Origin of the sequence: Microbacterium sp. 1.5R (assembly GCF_007667425.1) — a bacterium.
Lineage (GTDB): Bacteria > Actinomycetota > Actinomycetes > Actinomycetales > Microbacteriaceae > Microbacterium.
The window spans coordinates 62,075-74,791 of the sequence record NZ_VDRC01000002.1 but is presented as its reverse complement, the minus strand read 5'-3'; the positions used below and the strand labels follow the sequence as shown (position 1 = coordinate 74,791).

The following is a 12,717-nucleotide window of genomic DNA, read 5'->3' as shown; positions in this document are numbered from 1 at the left end:
CCCCGCACTCGACCTAGGCGAGAAGTCGATCGAACAGCGCGTCGATCGCGGGGTCGACCTTCTGCAGCTCGGGGTGCGCGTCGTGCCAGTCGATGATCTCGCGCGCCGACTCGTGCAGCCCGATCGTCGCGCCGAAGTCCGGCACCAGGCGACGGATCTTCGTGTTGTCGAACACCACCGAGTGGGCCATGTCGCCGGTGAGCTGTCCGGCACGCTCCGGGATGAGTGCCTCGATCGCCGCGCTCGTCGCATGACGGATGCGGGGCTCGGCGCCGGCGGCGCGGCCCAGCATCCCGTAGATCTCGTTCCAGGTGTAGACGAAGTCGCTCGTGATCTGGAACGTGTCGCCGTATGCGAGGGGGTTGCCGAGGAGGCCCACGAACCCGACGGCGAAGTCGCGGGAGTGCGTGAGCGTCCACAGCGACGTGCCGTCGCCGTGAACGACGATCTCCTGGCCGCGGCGGATGCGATCGATCGCCGTCCATCCGCCGAAGGCGGGGATGGTCCATCTGTCGTAGGTGTGCGAGGGCCGCAGCACGGTGGCCGGGAACCCGCGATCGCGGTGGGCGGCGGTCAGCAGATCCTCGCAGGCGATCTTGTCGCGGGAGTACTGCCAGAACGGATTGCGCAGCGGCGTCGATTCCGTGATGGGCAGATGCGACACCGGCTTCTGGTAGGCGGACGCCGAGCTGATGAAGACGTACTGGCCCGTCCGCCCCTCGAAGCGGTCGATGTCGCGCTGCACCTGGGGCGGCGTGAAGGCGATCATGTCTGCGATCACGTCGAACTCGCGCCCGGCGAGCGCGGTGTCGACGGCTTGGTCGTCTTCGATGTCGGCTCGCAGCACCTCGACCCCCGGGGCCGGTTCGCGCTGCGAGGTGCCGCGGTTCAGCAGCGTCACCTCCATGCCGCGCTCGGCCGCGAGCGCGGCGGCCGCGGACGAGATGATTCCCGTGCCGCCGATGAACAGCACCTTCGTCGCTGACATGCGGTTCTCTCCTTCGGCGGGGCGCGCGCGGGTCAGGGACGCAGGTCGAGATCGAGGTCGTCGATCACGTCGATGCCCCATTCCATCGGCGGCTGCGTCTGGCCGCCGTCGTCGCGCCGCGGGAAGCGGTGATGGCCACGCATCCGCGCGGCCTGCTCGGAGAAGTCTGGGTCGATGCCCTCCGATGCACTGGGCCCCACGAGGACATCGTTGCCCAGACCCACCACGAGCTCCGCGGTGTCGACCTTGCCGTCCACGACGATCGGGATCTGCAGCGCCTCGGACTCCCCCTCGTTCGCGATCGCCGCGGCCAGCACCACGAGGGCGTCTGCGACATCGTCGGTGGTGACCAGCTGCTGACCTGCGTACGAGACGAGCTTCATGCGATCAGCTTGGCACCGGGGCACACCCGTCGTCTTGGGCTTGCGCCGAGGGGGAGGCATATGGAAGAGACCCCGCCCGACGGACCCGCCCCCGCCCCGCCTAGGAATGCCGCGCCGCGTCAGAGCCGGCGAGCGCCACCACCAGTCGATCCTCCGCGGCGGTGAGGTGCTCCGCCAGCAGCGTCGCTGCCCGATCGGCGTCGCCGGCGCCGATCGCGTCGAGGATCCCGGCGTGCTGCTGCGCGATCGCCGCGGCTTTCAGCAGTCGCCTCCCCTGCACCTGAGCCATGCACAGCCGAACCTCGTCGAGCACACTGCGGTACATGCGCGACGTGCGGATGCTGCCGACCGCGTCGATGAGAGCGGTGTGGAAGCGGAGGTCGGGGTCGACGGTGGCGGTGTCGGCGGCCGCAGGCATCGCCAGCAGCTCCGCATTCGCCGAGCGGGCGTCATCCGGCACCGCACGTGCACGGGCGAGCTCGCGCAGCGCGGAACTCTCCAGCCGCATCCGGGTGCGATACACGTCGCGCACCATCGCGGCGTCGATCGCGACGACGCGCGCGCTGCGATGGGCGGTGCGCATCAACAGGCCGGATGCCACGAGCTGCTCGATCGCGGCCTTCGCACTCGGCCGCGCGACGCCGAATGCTGCGGAGACCTTCGCCTCGGTGAGTGCGGTGTCGGCGTCGACCTCGCCGGCGAGGATTCGGTCTCGGAGCCGGCGCGTCACGGCATCCACCACGCCGATGACGCCCAGGCGCTCGGCGGGATCGGAGGTCATGCACCCAGAGTAGAGGACAGCGCGTTCTTCGGTATTCTTGTCTGACAAGTTCGGCGAAGGAGCCCCATGTCCACCACCCTCGCTCACCCGCTGTCCGGCGAGACCCTCGGCCCGGACACCTCGGTGTCGGCGCGCTCCATCGACCGCTTCGCTCGCGCCCACGATGCCTCGCACTACCTCCTCATCCCCGACGCCGTGCTGTCGCCGACCGATGCAGACGGCGTCGCCCGCGCGTTCGCGGCCGTTCGCGAATCCGGGCGGACGATGACCTTCCGCTCCGGCGGCACGAGCCTCTCGGGGCAGGGGGTGTCGGGCGACATCCTCGTCGACACCCGCAGTGCGTTCCGCGGCATCGCCGTGGAGCAGGACGGCGAGCTGGTCCGCGTCGAGCCCGGCGCCACCGTCCGCCAGGTCAACACCCGACTCGCACGCCACCGCCGCAAGCTCGGACCCGACCCGGCCAGCGAGATCGCCTGCACGATCGGTGGGGTCGTGGCCAACAACTCCAGCGGCATGGCGTGCGGGATCACCGAGAACTCCTACCGCACGATCGAGTCGATGCTGCTGGTGCTGCCCAGCGGCACGGTGCTCGACACCGGCGCTGCCGACGCGCTCGAGGTGCTCCGCGAGCGCGAACCGGCCATCGTCGACGGTCTGCTCGACCTCCGTGATCGGCTCCGCGCATCACCCGAGCACGTCGCCACGGTCCGGCAGCAGTTCTCGATGAAGAACACGATGGGGTACGGCATCAACTCCCTGCTCGATTTCGACGACCCGGTGAAGATCCTCGAGCACCTCGTCATCGGGTCGGAGGGCACCCTGGCCTTCGTCGCGGAAGCGCGATTCCGCACCGTCCCGGTGCTGTCCTGCATCGCGACCGGCCTGCTCGTCTTCGCCACCCTCGCCGACGCGATGGCTGCCCTCCCCGGCCTCGTCGCGCAGGGACTCGCCACGATCGAACTGCTGGATGCCGCGTCGCTGCGCGTCGCGCAGGGTCTGAGTGACGTGCCCGCAGCGATCGCCGACATCGACGTCCGCGACCACGCGGCCCTGCTCGTCGAGACCCACGCCGCAGACGTCGACGAACTGGGGCGCGCGTCGGACGCCGCTCTGGCCGCGTTCGGCGAGCTCCCCCTCGCCGCACCCGCGCGGCTCACCACCGATACCGCCGAGCGCGCCTCGCTCTGGCATGTGCGCAAGGGCCTCTACACAGCAGTGGCTGGTGCCCGTCCGTCGGGGACGACCGCGCTCTTGGAAGACATCGTGGTACCGGTCGACCGACTGCTCGCCACATGTCAGCGCCTCATCGAGCTGTTCGCCGAGCACGGATACGAGGAGTCGGTGATCTTCGGGCACGCCAAGGACGGCAACGTGCACTTCCTGCTCAACGAACGCTTCGACGACCCCGACAGCCTGGCCCGGTACCGACGCTTCACCGCGGATCTCGTCGACCTCGTGCTCGGGCAGGGCGGGTCGCTCAAGGCCGAGCACGGCACCGGGCGCATCATGGCGCCGTTCGTCCGCCGCCAGTACGGCGACGTCCTCACCGACATGATGTGGGAGATCAAGCACCTGCTCGACCCGCACGGCATCCTCAACCCCGGCGTCGTGCTCTCCGACGACCCGGAGTCGTACGTGCACGACCTCAAGAGGGTGCCGAGGGTGGAGAACGAGGTCGACCGCTGCGTCGAATGCGGATACTGCGAGCCCACGTGCCCCAGCAAGGACATCACGCTCACCCCGCGTCAGCGCATCGTGCTGCGCCGCGACATGGCCTGGGCCGAGGAACAGGGAGACACAGCGCTGCTCGCCGATCTGCGCGCCGACTACGACTACGACGGCGTACAGACGTGCGCGGTCGACGGGATGTGCGCCGTCGCCTGCCCCGTCGACATCAACACGGGGGACCTCGTGCGCAGGCTCCGCGCCGAAGAGGCGTCGAAGATCGAGGACAGGGCGTGGGATGCCGCGGCGAAGGGCTGGGGTGCCGTGACGCGACTGGGCGGCATCGCGCTGTCCGCCGCCGACGTGCTGCCGGCACCTCTCGTGCGGGGCGTGACGGTGATCGGTCGCCGCATCCTCGGCGACGACGTCGTCCCTCTGTACGACGCGGCGCTGCCTCGCGGGGGATCACGAGCCCCCGCGGCGCAGAGCCCCCTCGACGCACAGGTCGTGCTGTTCGGCGCCTGCGTCGGCACGATGTTCGGTCCGGAGGACCACGGCGTCGGCTCGCGCGACGCCGTCCGCACCCTGCTCGACCGCGCCGGGGTGTCGGTGGCGATCCCGGCCGAGGCGGGCGGGCTGTGCTGCGGCACGCCGTGGAAGTCGAAGGGCCATGTCGCCGGGTACGAGCGCATGGTCGACCGAGTACTGGCCGCCCTGTGGGACGCGAGCCGCGGCGGCGAGATCCCGGTCGTCTGCGACGCGGCATCCTGCACCGAGGGTCTGCGCGTGATGCTGGCGAAGCGCGCGCGACTCCACCCTGAGTACGCGGGGATGGTCATCGAAGACGCCACGACCTACATCGCTCGGGAGCTGCTGCCGAGCCTGAGCGTCACCGACAAGCTGCCCCGCATCGCCGTGCACCCGACGTGTTCCACGACGGCGCTCGGCTCCAACGGCGACCTGTCGGCCATCGCCGCCGCCATCGCCGAAGACGTCTTCATCCCGGAAGGGTGGGGATGCTGCGCGTTCGCCGGAGATCGCGGGATGCTGCACCCCGCGCTGACCGCGAGCGCCACCGCCGTCGAATCGGGGGAGATCGCGGATGCCGAACGTGCGAGCGGCGGGTTCGACGCCTACGTCTCCGCCAACCGCACCTGCGAGCTGGGCATGAGCAGGGCGACGGGTCGACCGTACCGGCACGTTCTCGAGGTCCTGGAGGAGATCACTCGCTGACGGGATCGCGATGACACCCGCGACGATCTGGCGATGACCTGGTCGATAGTGCAATGTCACCCTAGACCTTTGTCTAGTAGAGGATGGACATAAGGTTAGGGCGTGCGCGGGGGCTTCTTTGGACGGTGCTGACAAGAAACAAGCGGTCCCATGCGCACGCATGGGAAAGTGAGACGTCTCCAACGACGGAGCGAATGCTTCCGGCCGCTCTGGGGAACGGCGACGCGGGATGGGGATCCCACGACAGGACAGCATCCGCTCGCCCCCCATACACAGCGAGATACCGCATCCCCCTCACGGCCCGAACCGTGAGGGGGATCGCTGTTTCTCCCGGGCCCGAGCCCGCGGTCCGCCCGCGACGTCCTGCGCCGTTAACGCAGCGATCCCCCGCCGAGGCGGGGGATCTGATCTGCGGAGACGAGGGGATTTGAACCCCTGGTCCCCGTAAGGGGACTCCACCTTAGCAGGGTGGTGCACTAGGCCGGACTATGCGACGTCTCCAGGCATCTGATCCGCGAGGACCGGATGCACCTAGCCATCGTAACGGATTCCGGGGCGTCTCACGAACCGGGCTCACGACCCCCGGGTCGAGGCTCTCGCGATGAGCTCGGGGCGGAAGATCGCCTTCTCCGCGTCCGGCGCCTCCCCCCGTGCGCCCGCGAGCAACAGGTCCACCGCGGTCGATCCGATGAGCGCTGCCGGCTGCCGCACCGAACTGAGCGGAATGACGGCCGCCGCCGCGAAGTCGATGTCGTCGTAGCCGATCAGGGCGATGTCCTGCGGCACGCGCGCATCCCCCGTCATGACGAGGCTCTGGAGCACCCCGAGCGCGAGGAGATCGTTGGCGGCGAAGACGGCATCCGGTCGCTGGCCGGCGACCCGGTCGAGGATCTGCCTCCCCGCCCGACGCCCCTCCTCGACGGTGAGCGCGGCGGTGGCGATGAACTCGAGGCCCACCCCCGCCTCGCCAGCGACCGCCTGCGCGCCTCGCAGCCGGTCCGACACCTGGCGCAGCGTGACCGGCCCCCCGACGAACGCGACGCGGCGCCGCCCCATCTCGAGCAGGTGCTGCATCGCTACGCGTCCCCCCTCGATGTCGTCGACGGCGACCGCGGCGAACCGGGAGTCCTGCGACTCGCGGTCGACCAGCACGATGGGCGTTCCTCGCTCCTGCATCCGCTCCAGCCGCTGCGCTGATTCTCCGACGGGCGTCACGAGTACGCCAGCGACGCGCTGCTCCTCGAAGAGGTCGAGGTGGCGCGCTTCGCGCTCGGCCTTCTCATCGCTGTTCGCCACGAGCACCGCCAGCCCGTGTGCGTCGGCTCGCTCCTCCGCACCTCGTGCGATCTCGGCGAAGAAGGGGTTGCGGACGTCGAGCACGACCAGGCCGATGGTGCGGCTGCGTCCAGCGCGCAGCTGGCGAGCCGCGTCATTGCGGACGAACCCCAGGAGATCGATGGCTGCATGCACGCGTTCGACGGTGTCGGCCGAGACCTTCTCCGGGCGGTTCAAGACGTTCGACACCGTTCCGACCGACACACCCGCCCGTTCGGCGACCTCGCGGATGCTGACCGCCATGACTTCCCCCGAACCCGAATGAAACGACTCATCATCGTCGACCTCAGAGTGTCACGAACGCTTGACAGCGGTCAAGCTATGCCCTACTTTCGTCTCAGAGTCGCATTGAATCGATTCATTGAGCACCACGACGACAAGGCAGTCATCATGAGCATCCTCTCCTCCGCGCACCTGGCCGCCCTGGAGGCGCAGAGCATCGAGCTCCCCAGCTGGGCGTTCGGCAACTCCGGCACTCGCTTCAAGGTGTTCGGCACGCCCGGGACTCCGCGAGACCCCTGGGAGAAGATCGCGGATGCGGCGCAGGTGCACAAGCACACCGCACTGGCGCCGTCCGTCGCCCTCCACATCCCGTGGGATCTCGTCGACTCCTTCTCCGACCTGCGCACGTACGCCGAAGACCTCGGCGTCGAGCTCGGAACCGTGAACTCCAACACCTTCCAGGACGACGACTACAAGTTCGGCGCCCTGACCCACGAGGACGCAGGGATCCGCCGCAAGGCCGTCGATCACCACCTCGCGTGCATCGACGTCATGGACGCGACGGGCAGCCGCGACCTCAAGATCTGGCTCGCCGAGGGGTCGAACTACCCCGGCCAGGCCGATCTGCGCGGACGTCAGGATCGCCTCCACGAGTCGCTGCAGGAGATCTACGCCCGACTCGGCGACGACCAGCGGCTCGTGCTCGAGTACAAGTTCTTCGAACCCGCGTTCTACCACACCGACGTTCCCGACTGGGGCACCTCGTACGCCCAGGTGAGCGCGCTCGGCGACAAGGCGATGGTCTGCCTCGACACCGGTCACCATGCCCCGGGGACCAACATCGAGTTCATCGTCATGCAGCTGCTGCGCCTGGGGAAGCTCGGATCCTTCGACTTCAACTCGCGCTTCTACGCCGACGACGACCTCATCGTCGGGGCCGCGGACCCGTTCCAGCTGTTCCGCATCCTCTTCGAGGTCATCCGCGGCGGTGGTCTCGACAACCCGGACGTGGCGTTCATGCTCGACCAGTGCCACAACGTCGAGGACAAGATCCCCGGCCAGATCCGCTCGGTGCTCAACGTGCAGGAGATGACCGCCCGCGCGCTGCTCGTCGATCGCGACGCCCTCACCTCCGCGCAGAAGTCCGGCGACGTCCTCGCCGCCAACGCCGTCTTCATGGACGCGTTCTACACGGACGTGCGCCCAGCCCTCGCCGAGTGGCGCGAGAGCCGCGGCCTCCCCGCCGACCCGATGGCCGCCTACGCCGCCTCCGGCTATCAGCAGCGGATCGCCGCGGAGCGCGTCGGCGGCGTCCAGGCGGGGTGGGGCGCATGAGCACGGCATCCGCGCCCACCCTGCAGCCGCTGCTCTCGCTCCGCGGAGCGGCGAAGACCTTCGGCCCCGTCGTCGCCCTGGCGGACGGCACCGTCGAGCTGCTCCCCGGCGAGATCCACGCGCTCGTCGGCGAGAACGGCGCCGGCAAGTCCACGCTGGTGAAGATCCTCGCCGGCCTCCACCACCCCGACGCGGGCGAGTTCCTCGTCGACGGCACCCCCGTCTCGTTTCGCACGGTGGCCGACAGCAAGGCGGCTGGCATCTCGGTGATCTACCAGGAGCCGACGCTGTTCCCCGACCTCACCGTCGCCGAGAACATCTTCATCGGCCGCCAGCCCCGCGGTCGCCTGGGTCTCATCAACCGCTCGGCCATGCGCCGAGCGGCCGAGCGGCTCTTCGACCGGCTCGGGGTGTCGATCGACCCCGACCGCCCCGCCGAGGGGCTGTCCATCGCGGATCAACAGCTCATCGAGATCGCGAAGGCCATCTCGATCGACGCCCGCGTGCTCATCATGGACGAACCGACGGCGGCCCTGTCGGGCACCGAGGTCGATCGTCTCTTCGGCGTGGCTCGCGCGCTGCGCGACAACGGAGCCGGCATCCTCTTCATCTCCCACCGCTTCGACGAGATCTTCGCGCTCACCGACCGCATCACGGTCATGCGCGACGGCCGGTACATCCGCACCCACGACACGGCCGACGCCACGGTGCCGCAGATCGTCCGCGAGATGGTCGGGCGCGACATCGATCAGCTGTACCCGAAGGAAGAGGCGCAGATCGGCGAGGTCGTGCTCGACGTGTCCGGCCTGTCGCGCACCGGCGTCTTCCACGGCATCGATCTCCAGGTGCGGGCCGGAGAGATCGTCGGCCTTGCCGGACTCGTCGGAGCCGGGCGCACCGAGGTCGCTCGTGCGGTGTTCGGCATCGACCCCTACGACGCGGGCTCCGTCAGCGTGAACGGCGCGCGATTGCGGGGCGGAGACCCGCAGGCCGCGATCGACGCCGGCATCGGGTTCGTCCCGGAAGACCGTCGCAGACAGGGCCTCGTCATGGACCTCTCGGTCGGACGCAACCTGACCCTCACGCTCCGCCACGCTCTCAGTCGCGGCGGTCTGATCGATCGCCGGGCGGAGAGACGAGCCGTCGAGGAATGGTCGACGAGACTCCAGGTGAAGACCGGCTCACCGGAGTTTGCGGTCTCGACCCTCTCCGGAGGCAATCAGCAGAAGGTCGTCCTCGCCAAGTGGCTGGCGACGGCCCCCCGCCTGCTCATCGTCGACGAACCGACGAGGGGCATCGACGTCGGCACCAAGGCCGAGGTGCACCGCCTCATCTCCGATCTCGCCGGACGAGGCATCGGGATCCTGATGATCTCTTCCGAGCTGCCCGAGGTGCTCGGCATGGCGGATCGCGTCGTCGTCATGCGCGAAGGCCGCATCACCGCTCAGATCGCCCGCGCCGACGCGACCCCCGAACGCGTCATGCACGCGGCGACCGCCGACACCCTGGAGATGGCCGAATGACCGCCGTAGCCGTTCGCGACGACGCACGACCCACCCGTCGCTCGCCGATCGTCACCGCCCTGCGTCGCCGCGAGACGCCCGTCGCCGCCGCTCTCGTGGTGCTCGTGCTCGTCACATACGCCGCCAACCCGCTGTTCCTCAGCGCACAGGGGGTCAAAGACCTGCTGCTCAACGCCACGATCATGGTCATCCTCGCGGTCGGCCAGGCGATGGTGATCTTCACCCGCAACGTCGATCTCTCGGTCGGATCGATCCTCGGCCTCGTCGCATTCCTCACCGGGACCCTGTTCGCGCAGGTCGACGGCATCCCGATCCCGGTGGTGTTCCTCGCCGGTCTGGCGCTCGGCGCGCTGCTCGGGGCGATCAACGGCCTCCTGGTCACGGTCGCCGGAGTGCCCGCCCTGGTCATCACCCTCGGCACCCTGTACGTGTACCGCGGCATCAACAACGCCTGGGCCGGCGGAACGCAGTACTTCGCGGGAGATCGCCCCGACGCCTTCGGTGCCCTGGCCGTCGACACGCTGCTCGGGTTCCCCCTCATCACGCTCCTCGCACTCGTCGTCGTGATCGCCGTCGGCATCTACCTGTCCGGCACCCGCTCCGGCCGCGACCTCTACGCGATCGGCTCCGACCCCGACGCCGCACGGGTGTTCGGCATCCCCGTCTCGCGTCGTGTGATGACGGCGTTCATCGTGAACGGCCTGCTGGCCGGGCTCGCCGGCGTCCTGTATGCGGCGCGCTTCAACTCGGTGGGCGCCACGACCGGCACCGGCATGGAGCTCGACGTGGTGGCAGCAGCCGTGGTCGGCGGCGTCGCGATCTTCGGCGGCAGCGGCTCGGTCGCCGGCGCCGCGATCGGCGCCGTGCTCCTCACGACGATCACGAGCGCCCTGACCGCCCTGCGCGTCGACAAGTTCTGGCAGCAGGCCGTGGTCGGCATCCTGATCCTCGCGGCGATCCTCGTCGATCGCATCGCCGCCGTCCGCACCGCACGCAAGCTCCGACTGAGTGAGGCCCGAGATGTCTGAGTCCGCACCCACCACCGCCGTGATCGCCGCCGGCGTGCTCGAGACCGAGCCGCACGGCCGCACGGGGCTGACCCGCCTGCTGCTGGGGCGCCCCGCCATCATGATCTACGCCCTGCTCGTCACGGTCGTCGTGGCCATGGTGTCGATCCCGCGTTTCGCGTCGCCGGTGACGACGGGGTTCCTCCTCCTCGACGTCATCCCCGTCCTCCTGATCGCGATGCCGATGACGCTCGTCATCCTGACCGGCGAGATCGATCTCTCCGTCGCGAGCACCGCCGGTCTCACCAGCGCCGTGATCGGCGTGCTGTGGCAGGCGGGTCTCGACATCTCGCTCGTCCTCCTCATCGGGCTCGTCGTCGGCACCGTGGCCGGTGCTGTGAACGGCGCGCTCGTCGCCTTCGCCGGGCTGCCGTCCCTCGCCGTCACGATCGGCACCCTCGCGCTGTTCCGCGGCCTCGCGCTGGTCGTGATCGGCGACAACGCCGTGGCCGACTTCCCGTCCGAGCTTACCGCGTTCTTCACCTCCAAGCTCGGCGCCACCGGCATCCCCACCGTCATGATCGGGGTGGTCCTCGTCGTGGCGTTCTTCGCGGTGCTCCTCCACCTCACGCCGTTCGGCCGGGCGCTCCCCGCCATCGGCTTCAGCAAGGAGGCCGCCCGTTTCGTCGGCATCAAGGTCGCACAGGCCAAGTTCTGGCTCTTCGTCGGGACCGGCTCCGTGTCGGCGCTCGCCGGCATCTACTGGACGCTGCGCTATTCCAGCGCCCGCTCCGACAACGCCAGCGGACTCGAGCTCGCCGTGATCGCGGCTGTCCTCCTCGGCGGGGTGTCGATCTTCGGCGGCCGCGGCACCATTCCCGGCGTCGTCGCCGGCGTGCTGCTGATCGGCGTGGTCAACTACGCGCTGCGCCTCGGCCGCGTCTCGGAGGTCGTGCTCATCATCGTCACCGGCTCGCTGCTGATCGCCTCGGTGATCGCGCCGAGCATCGGCCAGTACCTCAGCACCTTGCGCCATGACCGGCGCGTGCGCCGACAGCTTCCCCGCGCCGCCGGCACGGGGCATGTGCGCGCCTCGTAGCGGGCGCACCAGGAAAGGAAGAAACATGCAGTGGATCCGCACCCGCTCCGGACGACGTCGTCTCTCGGGCATCGCAGCTCTCACCGGCATCGCCCTCATCGCCACCGGATGCGCCGCCGGCGCCTCGGGCGGCGGCGACGGAGGCTCCGGTGCCGACGGCGAACAGACCATCACCTTCATCCCGAAGCAGCTCAACAACCCGTACACCGACGTCGTGCTCGGCGGCGGCGAGGAGGGCGCCACGGCCGCAGGCTTCGCCGACAGCCAGGTGGTCGGCCCCCTCGACGCGAGCGCCTCGAGCCAGGTCTCGTTCATCAACGCAGAGACCCAGGCCGGCACGAACGTCATCGTGATCGCCGCTAACGACCCCGACGCCGTCTGCCCCGCCCTCGAGGAGGCGCGTTCCGGAGGCGCGAAGATCGTCGCCTTCGACTCCGACACGAACCCCGACTGCCGTGACCTGTTCATCAGCCAGGTCGTCGCGAAGGACGTCGCGCTGATCCAGGTCGAGCTCATCGCCGAGCAGATCGGCGGCTCGGGCGAGATCGCGATCCTCTCCGCCACGGCCAACGCCACGAACCAGAACGAGTGGATCAAGTACATCGAGGAGGAGCTCGAGTCGAACCCCGACTACGCCGACATCACGCTGGTCGCGAAGGTCTACGGCGACGACGACGACACGAAGTCGTTCCAGGAGGCCCAGGGCCTGCTGCAGGCGCACCCGAACCTCAAGGGCATCATCTCGCCGACCACGGTCGGCATCGCGGCGACCGCCCGCTACCTCTCGACCTCGGAGTACAAGGGCAAGGTCGCGCTGACGGGTCTGGGTCTGCCGAACGAGATGCGTCCGTTCGTCAAGGACGGCACGGTCTCCGAGTTCGCGCTGTGGGACCCGGCTCAGCTGGGCTACGTCGCCGCCTTCGCCGGCAAGGCTCTCGCCGATGGCGACATCACCGGCGCTGAGGGCGACACGTTCGAGGCGGGCGACCTCGGCGAGCGCGAGGTCGGCGCCGACGGCACGGTGATCGTCGGCCCGCCGACGGTCTTCAACACCGACAACATCGACGACTACGACTTCTAGTCGTCCGCCGCTGCGGCTCTCCATCGAGAGCCGCAGCGGCCCCGCCCTGGCACACTGAGGCGCGC

The 12,717-nt window shown here is 69.4% G+C and carries 10 protein-coding genes and 1 tRNA gene; 6 read left to right on the top strand and 5 right to left on the bottom strand.

The genetic code is table 11. From position 1 onward, the window contains the following. Window positions 1-13: 13 nt before the first annotated feature. The 3 genes from FSY98_RS11270 to FSY98_RS11260 form a co-directional block, all read right to left on the bottom strand. Window positions 14-988 carry an NAD-dependent epimerase/dehydratase family protein gene (locus FSY98_RS11270; RefSeq protein WP_144876779.1) on the bottom strand — a complete coding sequence of 325 codons (975 nt, stop codon included), beginning with the start codon at window positions 986-988 and terminating at the stop codon, window positions 14-16. A 32-nt stretch (window positions 989-1,020) separates the two neighbouring features. After that, window positions 1,021-1,371 carry a hypothetical protein gene (locus FSY98_RS11265; RefSeq protein WP_144876778.1) on the bottom strand — a complete coding sequence of 117 codons (351 nt, stop codon included), beginning with the start codon at window positions 1,369-1,371 and terminating at the stop codon, window positions 1,021-1,023. Between the two features lie 100 nt (window positions 1,372-1,471). After that, a complete protein-coding gene (locus tag FSY98_RS11260) occupies window positions 1,472-2,152 on the bottom strand; it encodes a GntR family transcriptional regulator (RefSeq protein WP_144876777.1) in 681 nt (226 codons plus the stop codon). Window positions 2,153-2,218: 66 nt separating this feature from the next. On the opposite strand from FSY98_RS11260, the gene FSY98_RS11255 reads away from it, so the two are divergent. After that, window positions 2,219-5,050, top strand: coding sequence for an FAD-binding and (Fe-S)-binding domain-containing protein (locus FSY98_RS11255; protein ID WP_144876776.1), 2,832 nt, complete (start codon window positions 2,219-2,221; stop codon window positions 5,048-5,050). 412 nt (window positions 5,051-5,462) lie between these two features. On the opposite strand, the gene FSY98_RS11250 is transcribed toward FSY98_RS11255, so the two are convergent. Further along, window positions 5,463-5,551, bottom strand: a tRNA-Ser gene (locus FSY98_RS11250). Between the two features lie 72 nt (window positions 5,552-5,623). Then, on the bottom strand, window positions 5,624-6,628 hold the full coding sequence (locus tag FSY98_RS11245; protein ID WP_144876775.1) for a LacI family DNA-binding transcriptional regulator: 1,005 nt from the start codon (window positions 6,626-6,628) through the stop codon (window positions 5,624-5,626). A gap of 147 nt (window positions 6,629-6,775) precedes the next feature. Between FSY98_RS11245 and rhaI the strand changes: the two genes are divergently transcribed. Genes rhaI through rhaS form a run of 5 tightly spaced genes read left to right on the top strand, consistent with a single transcriptional unit; the run spans window position 6,776 to window position 12,652 of the window. Then, window positions 6,776-7,942 carry an L-rhamnose isomerase gene (gene rhaI / locus FSY98_RS11240; RefSeq protein WP_144876774.1) on the top strand — a complete coding sequence of 389 codons (1,167 nt, stop codon included), beginning with the start codon at window positions 6,776-6,778 and terminating at the stop codon, window positions 7,940-7,942. After that, window positions 7,939-9,465, top strand: coding sequence for a sugar ABC transporter ATP-binding protein (locus FSY98_RS11235; RefSeq protein WP_144876773.1), 1,527 nt, complete (start codon window positions 7,939-7,941; stop codon window positions 9,463-9,465). Before rhaI ends, FSY98_RS11235 begins: the two co-directional genes overlap by 4 nt. Further along, window positions 9,462-10,493 carry an ABC transporter permease gene (locus FSY98_RS11230; protein ID WP_144876772.1) on the top strand — a complete coding sequence of 344 codons (1,032 nt, stop codon included), beginning with the start codon at window positions 9,462-9,464 and terminating at the stop codon, window positions 10,491-10,493. The genes FSY98_RS11235 and FSY98_RS11230 overlap by 4 nt, the downstream gene beginning before the upstream one ends. Further along, on the top strand, window positions 10,486-11,571 hold the full coding sequence (locus FSY98_RS11225) for an ABC transporter permease (protein WP_144876771.1): 1,086 nt from the start codon (window positions 10,486-10,488) through the stop codon (window positions 11,569-11,571). Before FSY98_RS11230 ends, FSY98_RS11225 begins: the two co-directional genes overlap by 8 nt. A 25-nt stretch (window positions 11,572-11,596) precedes the next feature. Beyond that, window positions 11,597-12,652, top strand: a complete 1,056-nt coding sequence (rhaS, locus tag FSY98_RS11220; protein WP_144876770.1) for a rhamnose ABC transporter substrate-binding protein — start codon at window positions 11,597-11,599, stop codon at window positions 12,650-12,652. Window positions 12,653-12,717 lie beyond the last annotated feature (65 nt).